This is a genomic window from Streptomyces spirodelae (assembly GCF_017676385.1).
GTDB classification, from domain to species: Bacteria; Actinomycetota; Actinomycetes; order Streptomycetales; family Streptomycetaceae; genus Streptomyces; species Streptomyces spirodelae.
Genome location: NZ_JAFFZN010000020.1, coordinates 80,910 through 99,961, shown reverse-complemented (window position 1 = coordinate 99,961; position 19,052 = coordinate 80,910). Strand labels below are relative to the sequence as shown.

Sequence of the window (19,052 nt, the reverse complement as noted above, 5' to 3'; positions counted from 1 at the left end):
CGGTCCCTCGTCCGGGTATTCTGCTCTGCAAGCAGGATCCGGGCAGCGTCGCCCCCGGGTCCTTTTGTGCTTTCTGGGGGTCGGGGCCGGTGGGACAGGCCGCGGCCCGGCCCTCGGGCAGTGCCGTACGAAGCAGTGCCGCCATATTCCCCCGGGCCATGTCCCGGGTGGCGCCCGGGACGCGGGGCGCCAGGAGGGAACTCGACGTCATGGGCAAGCGAACCGTGCAGAACCGAGACCGGAACCGAGGCCGTTCGAAAGCGCACCAACCACGTGGCACGTGGACCCTCGTGCAGAGGGGTGTCATCGCATGAGTTCACTGCTTCTTCTCACCAACGCACTCCAGCCCTCCTCCGAGGTGCTGCCCGCGCTGGGGCTGCTCCTGCACAACGTGCGGGTCGCCCCCGCCGAGGGGCCCGCGCTGGTGGACGCGCCGTCCGCCGATGTGATCCTCGTCGACGGCCGTCGCGACCTGCCGCAGGTCAGGTCGCTGTGCCAGCTGCTGCGCTCGACCGGGCCCGGCTGTCCGCTGATGCTGATCGTCACGGAGGGCGGGCTCGCCGCCGTCACGGCGGAGTGGGGCGTGGACGACGTCCTGCTGGAGACCGCGGGCCCCGCCGAGGTGGAGGCCCGGCTGCGGCTGGCCACCGGCCGCCGACAGGTCGCAGCGGACGACAGTCCGATGGAGATCCGCAACGGTGATCTGTCGGTCGACGAGGCGACCTACAGCGCCAAGCTGAAGGGCCGCATCCTGGATCTGACCTTCAAGGAGTTCGAGCTGCTGAAGTTCCTCGCGCAGCACCCCGGGCGGGTCTTCACCCGCGCCCAGCTGCTCCAGGAGGTGTGGGGGTACGACTACTTCGGCGGCACCCGCACCGTGGATGTCCATGTGCGGCGGCTGCGCGCGAAGCTCGGGCCCGAGCACGAGGCGCTGATCGGGACCGTACGCAATGTGGGCTACCGCTTCGTCGCTCCCGAGAAGGGGGCCGAGAAGAGCGAGGGCCCGGCCGAGTCCGTCGCGGATGAGGCGGAGCGTGTCACGAGGGAGGCCGCCGGGACTTCCCGCCGCAACGGCGACTGATCACGACGTACCTGTCCGGCGGTGCCGAACGACCCGTACTGCGGGTGGGTTCGGCACCGCCGGGTACGTACGCTTCGGCTGATCGCCGTCGCGGCGGGGGAGAGGGTGGCTCATCCCGCGTAGACTCTCGGCGTGGCCAAGGTGACGCGGGACGACGTGGCGAGGGTGGCGGGGACCTCGACAGCCGTTGTCAGTTATGTGATCAACAACGGTCCCCGTCCGGTCGCGCCGGCGACCCGCGAGCGGGTGCTCGCGGCGATCAAGGAGTTGGGGTACCGCCCCGACCGGGTGGCGCAGGCCATGGCGTCGCGGCGTACCGACCTCATAGGGCTGGTCGTCCCGGACGCCCGCCAGCCGTTCTTCGCGGAGATGGCGCATGCCGTCGAACGCGCGGCGGCCGAGCGCGGCAAGATGGTGCTGGTCGGCAATTCGGACTATCTGGACGAGCGCGAGGTGCACTACCTGCGCGCTTTCCTCGGTATGCGGGTCTCAGGGCTCATCCTGATCAGCGCGGGGCCCAGCGAGCACGCGGCCACGGAGATCGACGCGTGGGACGCCCGCGTCGTGCTGATGCACCGGCGGCCCGAGGCCATCGACGACGTCGCCGTCGTCCTCGACGACATGGGCGGCGCCCAGCTGGCCACCCGGCATCTGCTGGAGCACGGGCACGACTACGTGGCCTGCCTCGGCGGGATGGAGTCCACGCCGAAGCACGGGGACCCGGTCACCGACCACGTCGAGGGCTGGAGCCGGGCGATGAGGGAGGCGGGCAAGTCCGTCGAGGGCCGCCTCTTCCAGGCCCCGTACAACCGGTACGACACCTACCGGGTCGCACTGGACCTGCTGCGCGGCCCGGACCGTCCCACCGCGCTGTTCTGCGCCACCGACGACCAGGCCATCGGAGTGCTGCGCGCGGCGCGCGAGCTGGGCATCGACGTGCCCGGCGAGCTGGCGGTCGCCGGGTTCGACGACGTGAAGGAGGCGGGGCTGACCGATCCCCCACTGACCACCGTCGGCTCGGACCGCGAGGCGATGGCGAAGGCGGCCGTCGACCTGGTGCTGGACGAGTCGCTGCGGATTCCCGGCACCCGCAACGGCGGGGTGCCCGGCAGCAAGGGCCGGGTGCGGCAGTTTCCGTCAGGGCTCGTCATCCGCCGCTCCTGCGGCTGCGACCCGGCATAACTCGGGGGTTTCTCAGGGCCTCTTCAGAGAGCTCTCATATTGCGGAGCCACCCTCAGGGGCATGGAGAACTTCGAGCGGGAGAACCCGCAGGACTCGCGGCACTCGCAGCACGCGCAGGGCACAGCCTCCTTCGGTGCCGTGCCTCCGCCTCCGGCCGAGCCGCCGTACGCCACGTTCCCCACGCACGAGGGCGGCCCCCACCCGCGGCGGCGCCGGATGCGGCGGCCCGCCGCGCTGCTGAGCGCCGTGGCGCTGGCCGCAGCGGTGATCGGCGGAGGCACCGCGTACGGCATGGAGCAGCTGTTGGGCGGCGACGGCGGGACGAGCGTGGCGGCGCCCACCGCCAGCGGCAGCAACGCGACAGCGCAGGGCAAGGTCTCCCAGGTGGTGGAGAGCGTCAAGGACAGCGTGGTGGAGATCAAGGCGACCGGCGGCTCGGGGCAGTCGACCGGCTCGGGCGTCATCATCACCAAGGACGGCCAGATCCTCACCAATAACCATGTCGTCTCCGGTGCCGACACCGTGAAGGTCACCTTCAGCGACGGCAGGACCGCGCGGGCGAAGGTGGTGGGCACCGACGCCGACAAGGACCTGGCGCTGCTCAAGGTGGACGGGCAGAGCGATCTCAAGCCCGCCGCGCTCGGCGACTCCGACGCGGTCGGCGTCGGGGACCAGGTGGTCGCCATCGGCTCGCCCGAGGGCCTGTCGAACACCGTGACCAGCGGCATCGTCTCCGCCAAGGACCGCGAGGTGAAGGTCCCCAAGGCGGACGGCGACCAGAATGAACTGCAGGGCGGCCAGGGGAACGGCGACGGCTGGCCGTTCGAGTTCGGCGGCGGCCAGTACAACGGCGGTGTCCAGGGGGAGACCACCACCTACAAGGCCATTCAGACCGACGCCTCCCTCAACCCGGGCAACTCCGGGGGCCCGCTGTTCAACATGGCCGGGCAGGTCATCGGCATAAACTCGGCCATCTTCTCGTCCGGTTCGGGCAATGGACAGGCGCCCCAGGCCAGCGCGGGCAGCGTCGGGCTCGGCTTCGCCATCCCGGTCAACGACGTGAAGCAGGACCTGGACTCGCTGCGGGACGGCGGTGCATGACGCTCCCGCAGGTGAGGGCGGTGCCAAGCTGGTGACCATGCCCGCCGAGACGCAGACGAAACAGACCATCCTCGTCGTGGACGACGAGCCCGCCGTCCGTGACGCGCTCCGCCGCAGCCTGAGCTTCGAGGGGTACGAGACACTGCTGGCTGCCGACGGCGCCGAGGCCCTGGAGAAGGTGGCCGAGCACCAGCCCGATCTGATCGTGCTCGACGTGCTGATGCCCCGGATGGACGGACTGACGGCCGCGCGCAGGCTGCGGGCCACCGGGGTGCGGGTGCCCGTACTGATGCTGACAGCGCGCGACACCGTCGGCGACCGCGTCACCGGGCTGGACGCGGGAGCCGACGACTACCTCGTCAAACCGTTCGAACTGGACGAACTCCTCGCCCGCGTCCGCGCCTTGCTGCGGCGCAGCTCCTACGCGCGCGCCCAGGCGCAGGCCGAGGCGGCCCAGGAGCCGGAGACGCTGACCTTCGCCGACCTGCGGATGGACCTGCTCACCCGGGAGGTCACCCGGGGCGAGCGGTCTGTGGAGCTGACGCGTACCGAGTACACGCTGCTGGAGATGTTCCTGGCCCACCCGCGTCAGGTGCTCACCAGGGAGCAGATCCTCAAGGCCGTCTGGGGCTTCGACTTCGAGCCGTCGTCCAACTCGCTGGATGTGTATGTGATGTACCTGCGGCGCAAGACCGAGGCGGGCGGCGAGCCGCGCCTGGTGCACACGGTGCGCGGCGTGGGCTATGTGCTGCGGGACGAGGCGTGAGCTCTCCGCGCAGCACGCTGTTCCGGCTGCGGCGCCGGAGCGCCCGGGCCGTCTCCATGCCGCTGCGCGGACGCCTGGCGCTGCTGGCCGCCACCACGGTCGCGCTGGCGGTCGCCGCCTGCGCGCTGGCCTGCTGGTTCCTCGTACGCGCGCAGCTGCTGGGCTCCCTGGACGACTCGCTGCGTGACACCTCCGTCTCGCCCGGCACCGTCGTCGACCGGGTGCAGTCCGGGCAGTGCACACCGCCCGACCGGCCCGCGCCCAACCCCTTCGGCGCCACCGTGCAGGTGGTGGACACCTCCGGCAGCAGCTGCGTGATCGTCGGGCGGAAGCTGGATGTGACCGACGCGGATGTGCGGGTGGCCGAGCGGGGCCGGCGCGAGTCCCTGCACACGGCGCGCGCCACCAACGGCACCGAGTACCGGGTGCGCACCACCCCCGTGGCGGGCACCAACCTCGCGGTTTCGGTGGCCCGGCCGATGGCCGAGATCGACGAGTCGCTCCGCAACCTCGCGCTGATCCTCTCCCTGGTCGGCGGCGCGGGTGTGCTGGGTGCGGCGGGCGCCGGCGTCGCACTGGCCCGCGCCGGGCTGCGGCCCGTCGACCGGCTCACCGAGGCCGTCGAGCACATCGCCCGCACCGAGGATCTGGCAGTGCGCATCCCCACGGACGGGCACGACGAGATCGCCCGGCTCTCCCGCTCCTTCAACGCCATGACCGAGGCGCTGGCCTCCTCGCGCGAGCTGCAGCAGCAACTGATCGCGGACGCGGGCCACGAGCTGCGCACCCCGCTGACGTCGCTGCGCACCAACATCGATCTGCTGGTGCGCAGCGAGGAGACCGGGCGGGCACTGCCCGAGGAGGACCGCAGGGAACTGCTGACGTCCGTGCAGGCGCAGATGGCCGAGCTGGCCGACCTCATCGGCGACCTGCAGGAGCTCTCGCGTCCGCAGGCCGCGCCCGAGGCCGAGGGGAGCGTCCAGGAGCCGGGCGCTCCCGCCCGCACGGAGGTCGTCGGGCTGCACGAGATCGCCCAGCGCGCCGTGGAACGGGTCCGCCCGCGCGGTCCTCGGCTGACCCTGACGACGGACCTCGCCCCCTGGTACGTGCGGGCCGAACCGGCGGCCCTGGAGCGGTCGGTGGTCAATCTGCTGGACAACGCGATCAAGTTCAGTCCCGAGGGCGGCACCGTGCACACCCGGCTGCGCGACGGAGTGCTGACCGTGCGGGACCAGGGCCCGGGGGTGCCCGCCGACGAACTCCCGCACGTCTTCGACCGCTTCTGGCGCTCCCCCTCGGCGCGGAGCCTGCCAGGATCGGGCCTCGGCCTGTCGATCGTCGCCCGCACCGTGCGGCAGAGCGGCGGCGAAGTGCGGCTCCAGCAGCCCGCGGACGGCGGTCCGGGGACCGAGGCGGTACTGCGGCTGCCCGGAGCCCCCACCCCGCCGCCCACCGGGGCGCCCGGCTGATCGTACGGGACCGGCTGAGCTCGCGGGACCGACCGAGCTCGCGGGACCGACCGAGCTCGCGGGACGGGCGGGATGGGGGACGGGCGGTCCGTTCGCCCGCGTTCGGCCGTAGGGTCGTTCCCATGAGTGACGTGGATGTTGTGGACGAGGTGTCCGCGGAGGGCGTACGAGAGGTCCAGGCGCTGATCGACGCAGCCGCACGGGAGGACGGCCAGCCCGCCGTCTCCGAGCAGGGCCGGCTCCAACTGCGCGGCGGCGCGCGCCCGGGCGTGCGCCACCTGCTGCTGCGCGACGGCGACGGGGTCCTGGCCGGTTACGCGCAACTGGAGGACACCGACCCGGTGGAGGCACCCGCCGGGGAGCTCGTCGTCGCACCCACGCGCCGGGGCAACGGCTTCGGCAGGCGGCTGGGGCAGGTGCTCATGGAGCAGTCCGGGCGGCGGCTGCGGGTCTGGGCGCACGGCGGTCACCCGGCGGCCCGGCACCTGGCGCAGAGCCTGGGCATGACCCTCTTCCGCGAGCTGCGGCAGCTGCGGCGCCCGCTCGCCGGGTTCGACCTGTCCGAACCGTCACTGCCTGAGGGGGTGACGATTCGGGCCTTCCGTCCGGGGGAGGACGACGCCGCCTGGCTGGCCCTCAACGCCGCCGCCTTCGCGCACCACCCCGAGCAGGGCAATCTCACCCAGCGAGACCTGGAGGACCGCAAGACTGAGCCCTGGTTCGACCCGGTCGGCTTCTTCCTCGCCGAACGGGACGGGCGCCTGGTCGGCTTCCACTGGACGAAGGTGCACTCGGCCGAGGAACTGGGCGAGGTCTATGTCCTCGGGGTCAGCCCCGAAGCCCAGGGCAGCGGCCTCGGCAAGGCCCTCACCGCCATCGGCCTGCGGTACCTCGCCGAGGAGCGCGGGCTACCGACCGCCATGCTCTACGTCGACGCCGACAACACCGCCGCCGTCCGCGTCTACGAGGGCCTGGGCTTCCGCACCCATGAGACGGACCTGATGTACCGCACGGAGACGTGAGGGCTCCCGGCCGAAGGAGCGAGGGCGGAAGCCGACGCCTACCCTGAAATCAGAAGATTTCATTCCGTTTTGTGCCGTTCCTCGCTCTGGAGGCACTCATGACATTCGTCCAGTTCATCGACTGCAAGACCGGCAATGTCGATCAACTCGACAGGCTGATGGACGACTGGGTCGAGGCGACCCAGGGCAAGCGGACCGCCACGCACTCGATGGTCGGGCAGGACCGCTCGGATTCCACCCATGTCATCGAGATCGTGGAGTTCCCGTCCTACGAGGAGGCGATGAAGAACTCGGAACTGCCCGAGACCAACCGCATCTTCCAGGAACTGGTTGCTGCCTGTGACGAGATGCCCACCTTCACGGACCTCGACGTCATACGGGACGACCAGCTCAACAAGCTCGTCGTCAGCCGCTTCTTCGAAGAGGTCGTCAACGCGGGCGACCCCGACGCCACCGACGCGCTGTGCACCGACGACTACCGGGAGCACGACCCCTCCCTCTCCTCCTACGACCTGGACCTCGCCCAGGCCAAACGGGAGAACGCCGAGATCATGGGCGCTTTCAACCCCACGATCACGGTGGAGAGCATGATCGCCGAGGGCGAACTGGTGGCCTGCCGGATGACCTACCGAGGTCGGCACACCGGCACCTACCAGGGCCTGGAGCCCACCGACCAGGACGTCGCCGGCACCATGCACGCCACGTTCCGCTGCCGGGGCGGCAAGATCGCCGAAAGCTGGTGGAACTGGGACGACCTCGGCCTGCTACGGCAACTGGGGGCCCTGGAGATCTGAACCACCCAGGGTGGCCAACCGGCAGGCCACCCGGGGAACCCCGCGATGCCATGTCGGCGTAACCGTTGATTCAAACTCTCGTGCGAGCCTCGCGGAATGGCCCGGTCCTCCCTGGCAGAGAGCCTCCCAGCGCAGAGCATCGACAATGGCGGTATGACCGACCCCGGCAAAGTCACCAGCAACGTCCTCGGGGCGAGCCCAGACCTGGGCCTGGACCCGGACCTCGACTCCGACGCCGATGTGTACGAGGGCGGCCGGGATCTCCCGGACGGCACGGCGGCCGCCGACCTGCCGGCTGACCGCTTCCTGGACCGCGAACAGAGCTGGCTGGCGTTCAACGAGCGCGTACTCGAACTCGCCGAGGACCCCGAGACGCCACTGCTCGAACGCGCGAACTTCCTCGCGATCTTCGCCGGCAACCTGGACGAGTTCTTCATGGTCCGCGTCGCGGGGCTCAAGCGCCGGATAGCGACCGGGGTGGCGACCCGCAGTGCCTCGGGGCTCCAGCCGCGCGAGGTGCTGGAGGGCATCTGGAACCGTTCGCGGGAGCTCATGGCCCGGCACGCCGCCTGCTACCAGCGGGAGATCTCCCCCGCGCTGGCCGCCGAAGGGCTGCATCTGATCCGCTGGGCGGAGCTGACCGAGGCGGAACAGGCCCGACTGTTCACCCTCTTCAGGCGGCAGATCTACCCGGTCCTCACCCCGCTCGCCGTCGACCCGGCGCACCCGTTCCCGTACATCTCCGGGCTGTCGCTCAACCTCGCCGTGGTCGTCCGCAACCCCGTCAGCGGGCACAACCACTTCGCACGGGTGAAGGTGCCGCCGCTGCTGCCGCGCTTCCTGGAGGCGTCGCCGCACCGCTACGTCCCGCTGGAGGACGTGATCGCCGCGCACCTGGAGGAGCTCTTCCCGGGTATGGAGGTGCTGGCGCACCACATGTTCCGGGTGACGCGGAACGAGGACCTGGAGGTCGAGGAGGACGACGCGGAGAACCTGCTCCAGGCCCTGGAGAAGGAGCTGATGCGGCGCAGGTTCGGCCCGCCCGTGCGGCTGGAGGTGGAGGAGTCCATCGACCCGTACGTCCTCGACCTGCTGGTCCGCGAGCTGAAGGTGAGCGAGGCCGAGGTCTGCCCGCTGCCGGGGCCGCTCGATCTGACCGGGCTGTCCGGGATCGCCTCGGCGATGGACCGGCCGGAGCTGAAGTACCCGAAGTATGTGGCCGGCACCCACCGGGACCTCGCAGAGGTCGAGTCGGCCTCGCCGCCGGACATCTTCGCGGCGCTGCGCCAGCGTGACGTACTGCTGCACCACCCCTACGACTCGTTCTCCACCTCCGTGCAGGCGTTCCTGGAGCAGGCGGCCGGTGATCCGGACGTGCTGGCGATCAAGCAGACGCTGTACCGCACCTCGGGCGACTCCCCGATCGTGGACGCGCTGATCGATGCAGCCGAGTCCGGCAAGCAGGTGCTCGTCCTGGTCGAGATCAAGGCACGGTTCGACGAGCAGGCCAACATCAAATGGGCGCGGAAGCTGGAAGAGGCGGGCTGCCACGTCGTCTACGGGCTGGTCGGACTCAAGACGCACTGCAAGCTGTCGCTGGTGGTGCGGCAGGAGGGCGAGGTGCTGCGCCGGTACGCGCACGTGGGCACCGGCAACTACCACCCCAAGACGGCGCGGCTGTACGAGGACCTGGGGCTGCTCACCGCCGACCAGCAGGTCGGCGCCGACCTGTCCGACCTGTTCAACCGGCTGTCGGGTTACTCACGGCGGGAGACCTACCGCCGACTGCTGGTCGCCCCCCGCTCGCTGCGGGACGGGCTGGTCTCCCGTATCCAGCGGGAGATCACCCACCACCGGGCCGGGCGCGAGGCGTACATCCGCATCAAGGTCAACTCCATCGTGGACGAGACCGTGTGCGACGCCCTCTACCACGCCTCCATGGCCGGCGTACCGGTGGAGGTGTGGGTACGCGGCATCTGCGCGTTGCGCCCCGGGGTTCCGGAGCTGAGCGAGAACATCAGAGTGCGCAGCGTGCTCGGCCGGTTCCTGGAGCACTCGCGGGTCTTCTGCTTCGGCAACGGCGGCGAGCCGGAAGTGTGGCTGGGCAGCGCCGACATGATGCACCGCAACCTCGACCGGCGGATCGAGGCGCTGGTGCGGGTCACCGACCCCGCACACCGCGCCTCCCTCAATCGGCTGCTGGTCACGGGGATGTCGGACACCACAGCCTCCTGGCGCCTGGGCCCGGACGGCGAGTGGACCCGGCACGCACACGACGAGAACGGGCAACGGCTGCCCAACGTCCAGGAAATGCTGATCGAGGGGCGGCGGCGCAAGCGCGGTCCGGCGGCGACGTGACGCACGGGGTGACCGACGTGCGCGGTGCGTGGAAGGGGACGTGATGGGACGGAGCCGGGACGCGGTGGTCGGTCCGGGGCGCGGCACGGGGGAGCCCGCGCAGCCCGCCGGCACGGGCACGGCAGGGGGTACGGCGACGCAACCGCCCCCGGGCACGGTGACCGACGCGCCCGCCGGGACGGCGACGGACGCGCCCGCCGGGGCGCTCACCGGCTCGGCCGCCGAGGTGCTGGGCGGCTATCTGCACGAGCGTGCCGCCGAGTTCCTGCGCGGCCTGCGCGCCCACGCGCAGAGCACGGGTGCCCCCGGCGGAACGACCGCGGGGGGCGGCCAGGGCGGCGCAGCCGGCACGGCGGACCCCGCCCGCGCCGCATCCTCCGTCGAGACCCTGCGCTGCGCCGCCCGTCGGCTGAACGGGGCGCTGGTCACCTACCGTTCGCTGCTCGACCCGGCCTGGGCCGACAACCTGCGCACCGAACTGAGCTGGCTGGCCGGCGCGCTGGCCCGCGAGTACGCCTACGCGGCCCGGCTGGAGCGGCTGCTGAGCGCTCTGCACCGGCTGGCCAGCGGCGCGGGCAGCGGCCGCGAGGGCCCCGAGACCGGGACCCGCGCCGTGGGCTCGCCCGTCCCCGCGCCCAGCGGCGCCCGCCAGGCGGCCGGGGGCCGGAGCGGCGGGGCGGCCACGCGCGAGCGGGGCGCCCTCCCGGTGGGCGCGGCGCGCGCCGGTGCCCTACTGGAACGCCGGCTGACGCTCTCCCGAACCCGCGCACACTCGGCGGCGCTCCAGGCGCTGGGCTCAGCGCGCTTCCACGCCGTCGCCGACGCGGTGGCTCTGCTCGCCTCCGAGGCGCCGTTCCGCCCAGGCGGTGAGGGTGCGGGTCGGCCCGCCGGGGCCGTACTCCCGCCACTGGCCGAACAGGCGCGCCGCCAGCTCACCGAGGCCGTCGCCGCGCTGCCCCTCTCCCGCGCCGGAGCCCCGTACAACGCCGACGCGCTCGCCCGGTCGCTGGCCAGCGAGGCCAGGCAGGACGCGGCCTGGGACCAGGTGCGGGTGCTGTTGCGGCTGCACCGCTGTGCCCAGGACGTGCTGGGCCCGCACGCCGAGCCCGACCCGCGGCTCCGCCCCGCGGGTGAGGCGCTGGAGCGGCACCACGAGGCCGCAGCGGCGGCAGCGGCTGCCGCATCGGCCGCCGCGACTCCGCGGATTGCTCCCGCCACGGCTTACGCCCTCGGCGTGCTCCACGCCGACCAGCGGCACGAGGTCGAAGCCGCCCGCTTCACCTTCGGCCACCATTGGACCTAGTCGGCGCACGGGTACCCCGCATGGGGGCTGCGCTTGCCCACCCTGCGCCCCTGGCGCAGACTGCCCAAGCGCAGAGGGCCTATCACCGGGGTGCCACCGCAGGCCACCGCACCGTCACCTCACCCTGACGCCAGCGACGCGGCCCATCAGCCAGCGGCCAGTCAGCTGACAGCGCGCGCACGGCCCGTATCCACCGCTGCCTGGCGCTGAGGGCGCCATAAGGGGCGGCCGTCGCCCACGCCCGGTCGAAATCCCTGAGAAACGCGTGCACCGGCTCGCCGGGCACATTCCGGTGTATGAGCGCCTTCGGCAACCGCTCGGCCAGGTCGGAGGGCGCGGCCAGGGTGGCGAGCCGGGCCGCGAAGGTGACCGTTCTGGGCCCTTCGGGGCCGAGCGCCACCCACACATGGCGGCGTCCGATCTCGTCGCAGGTGCCCTCGACCAGCAGCCCTTCCGGCGCCAGCCGGGAACACAGCTGCTGCCAAGCGGGCCCGACCTCGGGCTCCGGATACTGGCGCAGCACATTCGCGGCGCGTATCAGCGTCAGCCCCCGGCCCCCGCCCACCGGCAGCTCGAAGCCGCCGCGTACGAACGTGAGTCCGGTGCGCTCGTAGGGGCGGGCCGCCGCCACCCGTTCCGGGTCTATCTCGACGCCGTACACCCGCGCGTCCGCGCGCACCTTGCCCAGCCTCTCCAGCAGTTCGACGGCGGTCCAGGGGGCCGCGCCGTAGCCGAGGTCGACGGCGGCCGGCGGGGTGGGGGAGCGGCGGAGCGCCGGGCCGAGCGCGGCGGCGATCCAGCGGTCCATCCGCCGCAGCCGGTTGGGGTTCGTCGTACCGCGCGTGACCGTTCCGACCGGGCGTGACGGTGCGGGGACACGCGGTGCGGGGATACGCGGCGGACACGACGGCAGGGACGACGGCATGGAGCCGAGGATACGAGCAGGGCGCGGGTAATCGGATTGTCACAGTTCGGCAAAGTGCTGGGCGAATCGGGAAGACGAGGCAACCTTTCCGCTGTTCCCCGTCGAGGGCCACGCGCACCGCGGCCCCGCACCGCAGGTCCCGTATTCGCACCGTGTCCCGGACCGCACCGTCCGCAACGGAGGAGGCATCGGAACCGTGAGCCACCACGTGTCCCGGCTCGGTCAGCGGCGCGGCGGCCGCTCCGCGCTGCCGTACCAGCCCAGGACCCCGTTGCTGCGCCTGTCGGGACCCCGCCGGGTACGCCGGGTCGCGATGCTCAGCGTGCACACCTCCCCGCTCCACCAGCCGGGCACGGGCGACGCGGGCGGCATGAACGTCTACATCGTCGAACTGGCGCGGCAGCTGGCCGCGCAGGGCACCGAGGTGGAGATCTTCACCCGGGCCACCACCGGCGCTCTCGAACCCACCGTCGAGCTGGCCCCCGGCGTCCTCGTACGGCACATCGACGCAGGGCCCTACGAGGGCCTGTCCAAGGAGGAGCTGCCCGCGCAGCTGTGCGCCTTCACCCACGGGGTGATGCAGGTGTGGGCCGGGCACCGGCCCGGCTACTACGACCTGGTGCACTCCCACTACTGGCTCTCCGGGCACGTCGGCTGGCTCGCCGCACAGCGCTGGGGCGTCCCGCTGGTGCACGCCATGCACACCATGGCCAAGGTCAAGAACGCCGCGCTCGCCGCCGGGGACACACCCGAGCCGGCGGCCCGCGTCATCGGCGAGCAGCAGATCGTGCGCGCCGCCGACCGGCTGATCGCCAACACGGCGGAGGAGGCGGGCGAGCTCGTCCACCACTACGAGGCACCCGCCGACCGGACCGCCGTCGTCCACCCCGGCGTCAACCTCGGCCGCTTCCGGCCGGGTGACGGCCGGGCCGCGGCCCGCGCCCGCCTCGGTCTGCCCCAGGACGCGCTCATCCCGCTGTTCGCCGGCCGCATCCAGCCGCTGAAGGCCCCCGACGTGCTGCTGCGCGCCGTAGCGCTGCTGGTCGACGAGGACCCCTCGCTGCGCCACCGGATGGTCGTCCCGGTGGTGGGCGGGCCCAGCGGCAGCGGCCTGGCCAAGCCGGAGCGGCTGCAGAAACTCGCCGCCAGGCTCGGCATAGCCGACCTCGTCCTCTTCCGGCCCCCGGTCGGCCAGGACCAGCTCGCCGACTGGTACCGGGCCGCCTCCGTGCTGGTCATGCCGTCCTACAGCGAGTCCTTCGGGCTGGTCGCCGTCGAGGCACAGGCATGTGGCACCCCGGTGGTGGCCGCCGCCGTGGGCGGGCTGCCCGTGGCCGTACGGGACGGCACCAGCGGCTACCTGGTCGCCGGGCACGACCCCGCCGAGTACGCCCGCGCGCTGCGCCGCTTCGCCGCCGACCCGGGACTGCCCCAGCGGCTGGGCAGCGCGGCGGCCCGGCACGCCCAGGGCTTCGGCTGGGACGCCGCGGCACACTCCACCGCCGACGTGTACGCCGCCGCGTTGCAGGAACGGCGCCGTCGCCTACGATCGCCGCATGGGTGACGTAGACGCTGAGGACGCTGCCGGCGCGGCGCGGGCGGCGATCGAGCAGGCACTGAGGGACGCCGAGCTGGAGTGGGAGAGCCCGGCGGACGGCACATACGTCGTCACGCTCCCGGGGACCCGCAAACTGCAGACCACCTGCTCCCTCGCAGTCGGAGCCCACTCCCTCTCCGTGAACGCCTTTGTCGTCCGCAACCCGGACGAGAACCACGCCGCCGTGCACCGCTGGCTGTTGGAGCGCAACACGAAGCTGTACGGCGTCGCCTACGCCGCCGACCAGCACGGGGACATCTACCTGGTGGGACGCCTTCCCCTGGCCGCCGTCACCCCGGAAGAGGTCGACCGGCTGCTGGGCAGCGTCCTGGAGAACGCCGACGGCTCCTTCAACACCCTGCTGGAGATGGGCTTCGCCACCGCCATCCGCAAGGAGTACGCCTGGCGCACCTCGCGCGGCGAGTCCACCCGTAACCTGGACGCCTTCACCCACCTGACGGAGAAGCGCGCCCCGTAAGGAACGCGCCCCGCGACGGGCGCGGGGCTGTGCTCATGCGCGGCTCCGCCGCGTGGGCGCGAGGGAACCACAACACATCCGCAGCCTGCGGACGGCAGCGCGGGACACCCCCTCCCCAGCAGCCCCCACACCGGTCAACTGGGCCAGGTACCCGTCAACCGATGGACCGTGGTGGCCCCACCACGGTCAACCGCAGCCTTCACCGCGGCGAAGATCGCCCCCTGCAAGGTCGCGGCCAGCAGAATCTCCCGCCAGCCGTGCTCCCGATCAGTCGCGTCGGGCGCCTCCTCGCCGTGCCCGGTGGCCCTCCACACCTTCTTGAACACCGAGCCGGCCAACGCGCCGCCCCCAGCGCCCAGCAGCATGCCGACGGGCTTGTAGGCGATCTTGACCGCGTTCATCCATGCCTCCTGTGCCGCGCGAGGAAGAGGATCACCACGAGCAGCGCGCAGCCCGCGGCAGCAGGCACGGCTGCGGCGGCCGGATTGCCGCGCGTCGTCTCCACCGCGTGCTGCGCCCTGTTCCTCAGCTCGGCGGCCTTCTGCCGTCCCTGCGCCTTGAGGTCGGCGCGCGCCGCCAGCGCCTCGACGGTCTCGCCGAGCTCCCGGCGAGTCTCCTCCACCTGGGCCCGAAGCTCCTCCGGGCCCGGCGCGGGCCCGTGGCCGTTGGTGTGGGTGCTGTGCGTCATCGGTGCGACCTCTCCTTCACCACGGCCATATCGGCCTTCAGGCTCTCGACGGTCCGCTCCGGTGTGGGTGGAGTGGCCCTGCCGATCTGGCTCTTGCCGAGCGCGGCCAGCGCACCCGCCACCACGGCCAGTACACCGGTCACCACCAGGGCCGACAGCCACAGCGGCAGGACGATGTCCAGCGCCACGACGGCCGTGGCGGCGAGCGCCTGAAGAGCGATGAAGCCCATCAGCCCGGCGCCGCCGAACATGCCGCCGCCGATGCCGAAGCGCTTGCCCTTCTGCTGCATCTCGATCTGTGCCAGGCGCAGCTCCTGCCGTACGAGCTGGGAGAGCTGCCCCGACGCCTGCTGCACCAGGTGGCTCACCGACTCGTCATGGGCCGCCTCCCTGCGAGGCGGGGCCTCATGTGTCGTGGTCATGGCCGACTCCATTCGACTGGTACGTCTGTACGCCGTCTCTTGTGGGTCACCCGGTCCCCGTCGGTACCCCGGCCCTGTCGGCTTATGCGACCGCGTCCCTGGATGAGTACGAGTACGGATGGCCTGGGCGGAGTACGGTCCGTAGCTTCCCTGCCATGGACACCACCCGCCCCGAACCGCCCTCTGAGCCCCTGACCAGTGAGAACCTGGACGGCCCTGGCGTCTCGGAGGAGGGGAGCGACCCGACCCCCGAGCACCGGCGCACGTCCGCCGAGCACCGGCGCTCATCCGCCGAGCACCGGCGCTCGTCCGCCGAGTGGCTGGGCTTGATCTGCCTGGCGGGCTTGGTGCTGCTCTTCGGCGCCTTCGTCTACGTGTTCGGTCCCCTGCTGGCCATCTCCTGCACCGACTGCCAGGACGGCGTCCGCGGCCCCCTGCGGTTCGGGGGCGCCTTGCTCGCCGTCGCCTCCTACGCGGTCCCGTTGGTGACTCTCGGCTCCCTGATCGCCCTCTTCACCTCCCGCCGGGGTGCCCGCGCGGGCGCCATCGGTCTGGGCGTCCTCCTGCTGCTCCTGCTGACCGAACAGCTCCTGGGCGGGATCACCGCCTGACGCGGGGCCCCGACGCTCGAGCCGTGGCCCCGGCGAGGCGCTACCACCTCCGGCCTCCCGCCCACCCCCTTCCGGGCGGACGGAACCCCCAACTCCATTGTCTCCAGGGCGTCTTGGGCACGTCATAAGTACGTGAGAACCGGCGTTTTCCGGTGCGCCGCACCGATGCGTTGCGGTAGCGTCACTCAGCGTCAGGTACCACCGATCGAACGGGGGAATGTTTCGATGGGGACCAACACATCGCGCCGTATGGCGGCCGTCGCGCTCATCAGCGCGGCACTCGTGACGGGAGGGGCCACCTCCGGTTACGCGGCGCAGCACACCGGCGCGGGGGCGTCCGGTTCCACCCGGGCCACGGCGGGCGACCAGCAGGGCTCGGACATGGGCCTCGCCGCCACTCGCTGGGCGAGCTGCACAGCGCAGGTCAACAACCCGCACTGGTCGAGGGGGGCCAGGTCCGTCATCTTCAAGACCCGCGTGGCCTGCACGGGGAACATCGCCACGGTGCACGTGAAGGTGACCGGGAAGCTGTACCGCAAGAGCGGCTCCAAGTGGCACGCCGTCGCGGGGTCCAAGGAGACGAAGGTCAAGGCGACGAACGGGAAGGTCTCGACCTACTACACCCCGAGGCCCAGCGGCAAGAAGGTGAACCTCGACGGCACCTACAAGGGGAAGATCACCGTGCAGATCACTTCTCCGTTCCCCGGCACCAAGGGGACGGCGTCCTCCAAGGCCGTCAAGGTGAACACCCCGGGAAAGTGAGCACATGAACTGGGAAGTCCGAGTGGAGCTCGAAGCCCCGCACGCGGGGCTCGACCCTGACGTCCTGGCCGCGCACCTCGCCCAGTGGTTCGCGGCGCAGGACGTGGCGGCCCTCCCGCAACTGACCGTCACCGACAAGGGCGACGCCGAGACGGTGGGGGCCAATTTCACCCTCCCCGCAGCCACCCCCGGCCAGGCCCTTGACGAGGCGGTGCGCCTGCTGCGGGAGGCCGCCGCGGACTCCGACATCCGGGTGGGCCCGCTGCACGAGGCCCAAATCGAACGAGCCTAGTCAGCCACACCCACCCCATCGGCCGGGGCCCCACCCAGGGGCCCCGGCCTTGTGCTGCAACCGTCCTCCTGGTGCTGCTCCTACGCCTTGACGCGGCGTACGAACGCCCCCCACGCGGGGGCGCCGAAGAGGAGGGCCGGGCCGGCGCGCAGGCCGTCGAGACCGGCGTACGGTACCGCTCGGGCCGGATCATCGAGCGGGCGCGCGCTTTGCGTCGTTCCTTCAGCTCCTCGTCCCTGCCGCGAGTGGTCCGGGACTTCGATGACAGGTTGTACGGCGTCTACCTGTGAGGTGGGGTACTGATGCGTGTGGGAATCACCGGACACCGCGGGTTGCGTGAGCGGACGGAGCGGCTCGTGCGAGCCGAACTGCGGGACCGAGTGCAGCAGTACGCGAGTGATGAACTGGTTGGCATCTCCTGTTTGGCCGATGGGCCTGATGCCTGGTTCGCCGAGGCGGTCCTGGAGCGCGGTGGCAGGTTCGAAGCCGTGGTGCCTGCGCGGGAGTACCGCGAGGGGTTGCCCTACTGGCACCACGACACGTACGACCGGTTGCTGCGCCAGGCGAGCGACATCCACGAGACGGGGCTCACCACGTCCGATGAGAAGGCACACATGGCCGGGAGCGAGATCCTTGTCGGCCTTGCCGATCACCTGGTCGCCGTGTGGGACCGGCAGCCGGCCCGGGGCTTCGGCGGAACGGCTGATGTCGTCGCCTATGCGCAGCGGAACGGAACACCCGTCACGGTTGTGTGGCCGGATGGCGCTGAACGCGATTGAACGGCGAATGCCCCGTCCCGGCGAGCTCTCGCAGCGCCCCTCCGGCCCGCCGCACTCAGCCCGTCGGCTCCCGATCAGGTGCGGGAGACATGGGTTGCGGACGCCCAGCGGCGAGCTCTTCCGCTGCGTCGTTCCGCATGGTGCGCAGCAGCAGGGCGTAGCCCAGGGCTGCGAGGGTGCCCACTGCCGCGCTGGCAGCCCAGAGGGCGGTGGAGCCGAAGCGGTCGATGACGATGCCGCCGAGCAGAGGGGCGCCGAGGTTGGCGACGGACCAGGAGAGGGTGTACATGCCCTGGTAGCGGCCGCGGCCGTGGGTGGGGGAGAGGCGGACGACCAGGCCCATCTGGGTGGGGGAGTTGATCATCTCGCCCAGCGTCCAGACCACCACGGCGACCGCGTAGAAGGCCGCCGATCCGCCGGCGAACGCGTTCAGCCCGAACCCGTAGCCCGTCAGCAGGGCCGAGACGATCAGCAGTTTGGCGGGGTCGCGGTGTTCGATGAAGCGGGTGAGGGGGAGCTGGAGCAGCACGATCAGCACGCCGTTGACGGCGATGACGGTACCGAAGTCGGTGCTGGTCAGGCCCTGTTGGCCCATGGCGATGGGGAGGGAGACGAATGCCTGCTGGATGAGGGTGGCGAGCAGCAGGTTGAGGGCGACGACGACCATGAAGCGGGTGTCCCGCAGCACCTTCCACATGGAGATGTCGGCCTCGCCGCCGGAGGGCCGGAGTCCCGGTTCGGGCGCTGCGGACTGCGGCCTGGACTCCGACAGCTTCCAGAAGGTGATCAGGGCGGTGGCCAGCACCATCGCGGCTTCGCCGAAGAACAGCAGGTGGTAGCTGTACTGGGCGATGAATCCCGCGCTGGTGGAGGAGACGGCGAAACCGAGGTTGATCGCCCAGTAGTTGAGGGAGAAGGCCCGCACCCGGTCCTCGGGGCGGACGATGTCGGCCATCATCGCCTGCACGGCGGGCCGTGAGGCGTTGGTGGCCATGCCGACGAGCCCCGCGACGGCCGCGATCGCCACCGGGTGGGTGACCAGGCTGAGCGAGGCGACCGAAACGGCCGTCGACACCTGGGCGACCAGCAGCGTCGGCCGCCGTCCGATGCGGTCGGTCAGCACGCCGGCGCCGATGGAGGAGACGACCCCGCCGAGGCCGTAGAGGGCGCCGACGAGGCCCGCGTACGAGGCCGAGTAGCCGCGCTCGACCGTCAGATACAGCGCGAGGAACGTTGCGACGAAGGCTCCGAGCCGGTTGACGAGGGTGCCGATCCACAGCCACCAGAACTGGCGGGGGAGGCCGCCGACGCTCCTGGCCACGGCCTGCCCGAGTTTGCCGGACGAGACACCTGAGCCCATGGCCGCTCCCCCTTGAGAACCCGCACACCCCGTCTGGATGTAAGTGGCGCTTCACCGAAGT

The 19,052-nt window shown here is 71.7% G+C and carries 21 protein-coding genes; 16 read left to right on the top strand and 5 right to left on the bottom strand.

Features of this window, described 5'->3' with window-relative positions:
• Positions 1–310: 310 nt before the first annotated feature.
• From JW592_RS21235 to JW592_RS21195, 9 genes are all read left to right on the top strand, one after another.
• Entirely contained in the window at positions 311–1,081 is a 771-nt protein-coding gene (locus tag JW592_RS21235) for a winged helix-turn-helix transcriptional regulator (protein ID WP_209266774.1), read from the top strand.
• A gap of 132 nt (positions 1,082–1,213) precedes the next feature.
• The gene (locus JW592_RS21230) at positions 1,214–2,263 is read left to right on the top strand and encodes a LacI family DNA-binding transcriptional regulator (protein ID WP_209266773.1); all 1,050 of its coding nucleotides are present in this window, start codon (positions 1,214–1,216) and stop codon (positions 2,261–2,263) included.
• 61 nt (positions 2,264–2,324) lie between these two features.
• Complete coding sequence (locus JW592_RS21225; protein ID WP_209266772.1) at positions 2,325–3,365, top strand: S1C family serine protease; 1,041 nt, start codon at positions 2,325–2,327, stop codon at positions 3,363–3,365.
• Between the two features lie 37 nt (positions 3,366–3,402).
• Complete coding sequence (locus JW592_RS21220; protein WP_209266771.1) at positions 3,403–4,131, top strand: response regulator transcription factor; 729 nt, start codon at positions 3,403–3,405, stop codon at positions 4,129–4,131.
• Positions 4,132–4,187: 56 nt separating this feature from the next.
• Positions 4,188–5,600 (top strand): HAMP domain-containing sensor histidine kinase, encoded by a 1,413-nt coding sequence (locus tag JW592_RS21215; protein ID WP_209266828.1) that lies wholly within the window; start codon positions 4,188–4,190, stop codon positions 5,598–5,600.
• Positions 5,601–5,722: 122 nt separating this feature from the next.
• Positions 5,723–6,622 (top strand): mycothiol synthase, encoded by a 900-nt coding sequence (gene mshD, locus JW592_RS21210; protein ID WP_209266770.1) that lies wholly within the window; start codon positions 5,723–5,725, stop codon positions 6,620–6,622.
• 98 nt (positions 6,623–6,720) lie between these two features.
• On the top strand, positions 6,721–7,416 hold the full coding sequence (locus JW592_RS21205; RefSeq protein WP_209266769.1) for an ester cyclase: 696 nt from the start codon (positions 6,721–6,723) through the stop codon (positions 7,414–7,416).
• A gap of 153 nt (positions 7,417–7,569) precedes the next feature.
• The gene (locus tag JW592_RS21200; protein ID WP_229376521.1) at positions 7,570–9,774 is read left to right on the top strand and encodes an RNA degradosome polyphosphate kinase; all 2,205 of its coding nucleotides are present in this window, start codon (positions 7,570–7,572) and stop codon (positions 9,772–9,774) included.
• 43 nt (positions 9,775–9,817) lie between these two features.
• On the top strand, positions 9,818–11,077 hold the full coding sequence (locus JW592_RS21195; RefSeq protein ID WP_209266767.1) for a CHAD domain-containing protein: 1,260 nt from the start codon (positions 9,818–9,820) through the stop codon (positions 11,075–11,077).
• Between the two features lie 82 nt (positions 11,078–11,159).
• Here JW592_RS21195 and JW592_RS21190 read toward each other — a convergent pair whose 3' ends face one another.
• Positions 11,160–12,002: a class I SAM-dependent methyltransferase gene (locus tag JW592_RS21190; protein ID WP_209266766.1), complete on the bottom strand. Its 843-nt coding sequence runs from the start codon at positions 12,000–12,002 to the stop codon at positions 11,160–11,162.
• A 196-nt stretch (positions 12,003–12,198) separates the two neighbouring features.
• Here JW592_RS21190 and mshA point away from each other — a divergent pair, with 196 nt between their 5' ends.
• Entirely contained in the window at positions 12,199–13,566 is a 1,368-nt protein-coding gene (mshA, locus tag JW592_RS21185) for a D-inositol-3-phosphate glycosyltransferase (RefSeq protein WP_209266765.1), read from the top strand.
• Positions 13,559–14,077 (top strand): type III secretion system chaperone family protein, encoded by a 519-nt coding sequence (locus tag JW592_RS21180; RefSeq protein ID WP_209266764.1) that lies wholly within the window; start codon positions 13,559–13,561, stop codon positions 14,075–14,077. The genes mshA and JW592_RS21180 overlap by 8 nt, the downstream gene beginning before the upstream one ends.
• Positions 14,078–14,211: 134 nt before the next feature.
• On the opposite strand, the gene JW592_RS21175 is transcribed toward JW592_RS21180, so the two are convergent.
• From JW592_RS21175 to JW592_RS21165, 3 genes are read right to left on the bottom strand one after another with little or no spacing between them, the layout of a single operon-like run.
• On the bottom strand, positions 14,212–14,478 hold the full coding sequence (locus tag JW592_RS21175; protein WP_209266763.1) for a DUF4235 domain-containing protein: 267 nt from the start codon (positions 14,476–14,478) through the stop codon (positions 14,212–14,214).
• Complete coding sequence (locus tag JW592_RS21170; protein WP_209266762.1) at positions 14,475–14,765, bottom strand: DUF3618 domain-containing protein; 291 nt, start codon at positions 14,763–14,765, stop codon at positions 14,475–14,477. The genes JW592_RS21175 and JW592_RS21170 overlap by 4 nt, the downstream gene beginning before the upstream one ends.
• Positions 14,762–15,187, bottom strand: coding sequence for a phage holin family protein (locus tag JW592_RS21165; protein WP_209266761.1), 426 nt, complete (start codon positions 15,185–15,187; stop codon positions 14,762–14,764). The genes JW592_RS21170 and JW592_RS21165 overlap by 4 nt, the downstream gene beginning before the upstream one ends.
• A 155-nt stretch (positions 15,188–15,342) precedes the next feature.
• Here JW592_RS21165 and JW592_RS21160 point away from each other — a divergent pair, with 155 nt between their 5' ends.
• The 5 genes from JW592_RS21160 to JW592_RS21140 all read left to right on the top strand — a co-directional run bounded on the left by JW592_RS21160 (position 15,343) and on the right by JW592_RS21140 (position 17,631).
• On the top strand, positions 15,343–15,798 hold the full coding sequence (locus JW592_RS21160; RefSeq protein WP_209266760.1) for a hypothetical protein: 456 nt from the start codon (positions 15,343–15,345) through the stop codon (positions 15,796–15,798).
• Between the two features lie 225 nt (positions 15,799–16,023).
• Entirely contained in the window at positions 16,024–16,560 is a 537-nt protein-coding gene (locus JW592_RS21155) for a hypothetical protein (RefSeq protein ID WP_209266759.1), read from the top strand.
• A gap of 4 nt (positions 16,561–16,564) precedes the next feature.
• Positions 16,565–16,852: a hypothetical protein gene (locus tag JW592_RS21150; RefSeq protein ID WP_209266758.1), complete on the top strand. Its 288-nt coding sequence runs from the start codon at positions 16,565–16,567 to the stop codon at positions 16,850–16,852.
• Between the two features lie 71 nt (positions 16,853–16,923).
• Positions 16,924–17,142: a hypothetical protein gene (locus tag JW592_RS21145; protein WP_209266757.1), complete on the top strand. Its 219-nt coding sequence runs from the start codon at positions 16,924–16,926 to the stop codon at positions 17,140–17,142.
• Positions 17,143–17,154: 12 nt separating this feature from the next.
• Positions 17,155–17,631, top strand: a complete 477-nt coding sequence (locus JW592_RS21140) for a hypothetical protein (RefSeq protein WP_209266756.1) — start codon at positions 17,155–17,157, stop codon at positions 17,629–17,631.
• A 55-nt stretch (positions 17,632–17,686) separates the two neighbouring features.
• Here the strand turns inward: JW592_RS21140 and JW592_RS21135 are convergent, their stop codons facing one another.
• Positions 17,687–18,991, bottom strand: coding sequence for an MDR family MFS transporter (locus JW592_RS21135; RefSeq protein WP_209266755.1), 1,305 nt, complete (start codon positions 18,989–18,991; stop codon positions 17,687–17,689).
• Positions 18,992–19,052: the final 61 nt, after the last annotated feature.

Bases quoted from the DNA above. Each gene is read 5' to 3' on its own strand.
- JW592_RS21235 (WP_209266774.1), top strand. From the start codon at position 311: ATGAGTTCACTGCTTCTTCTCACCAACGCACTCCAGCCCTCCTCCGAG.
- JW592_RS21225 (WP_209266772.1), top strand. From the start codon at position 2,325: ATGGAGAACTTCGAGCGGGAGAACCCGCAGGACTCGCGGCACTCGCAG.
- JW592_RS21220 (WP_209266771.1), top strand. From the start codon at position 3,403: ATGCCCGCCGAGACGCAGACGAAACAGACCATCCTCGTCGTGGACGAC.
- JW592_RS21215 (WP_209266828.1), top strand. From the start codon at position 4,188: ATGCCGCTGCGCGGACGCCTGGCGCTGCTGGCCGCCACCACGGTCGCG.
- mshD (WP_209266770.1), top strand. From the start codon at position 5,723: ATGAGTGACGTGGATGTTGTGGACGAGGTGTCCGCGGAGGGCGTACGA.
- JW592_RS21205 (WP_209266769.1), top strand. From the start codon at position 6,721: ATGACATTCGTCCAGTTCATCGACTGCAAGACCGGCAATGTCGATCAA.
- JW592_RS21200 (WP_229376521.1), top strand. From the start codon at position 7,570: ATGACCGACCCCGGCAAAGTCACCAGCAACGTCCTCGGGGCGAGCCCA.
- JW592_RS21195 (WP_209266767.1), top strand. From the start codon at position 9,818: ATGGGACGGAGCCGGGACGCGGTGGTCGGTCCGGGGCGCGGCACGGGG.
- JW592_RS21190 (WP_209266766.1), bottom strand. From the start codon at position 12,002: ATGCCGTCGTCCCTGCCGTCGTGTCCGCCGCGTATCCCCGCACCGCGT.
- JW592_RS21180 (WP_209266764.1), top strand. From the start codon at position 13,559: ATGGGTGACGTAGACGCTGAGGACGCTGCCGGCGCGGCGCGGGCGGCG.
- JW592_RS21175 (WP_209266763.1), bottom strand. From the start codon at position 14,478: ATGAACGCGGTCAAGATCGCCTACAAGCCCGTCGGCATGCTGCTGGGC.
- JW592_RS21170 (WP_209266762.1), bottom strand. From the start codon at position 14,765: ATGACGCACAGCACCCACACCAACGGCCACGGGCCCGCGCCGGGCCCG.
- JW592_RS21165 (WP_209266761.1), bottom strand. From the start codon at position 15,187: ATGACCACGACACATGAGGCCCCGCCTCGCAGGGAGGCGGCCCATGAC.
- JW592_RS21160 (WP_209266760.1), top strand. From the start codon at position 15,343: ATGGACACCACCCGCCCCGAACCGCCCTCTGAGCCCCTGACCAGTGAG.
- JW592_RS21155 (WP_209266759.1), top strand. From the start codon at position 16,024: ATGGGGACCAACACATCGCGCCGTATGGCGGCCGTCGCGCTCATCAGC.
- JW592_RS21150 (WP_209266758.1), top strand. From the start codon at position 16,565: ATGAACTGGGAAGTCCGAGTGGAGCTCGAAGCCCCGCACGCGGGGCTC.
- JW592_RS21140 (WP_209266756.1), top strand. From the start codon at position 17,155: ATGCGTGTGGGAATCACCGGACACCGCGGGTTGCGTGAGCGGACGGAG.
- JW592_RS21135 (WP_209266755.1), bottom strand. From the start codon at position 18,991: ATGGGCTCAGGTGTCTCGTCCGGCAAACTCGGGCAGGCCGTGGCCAGG.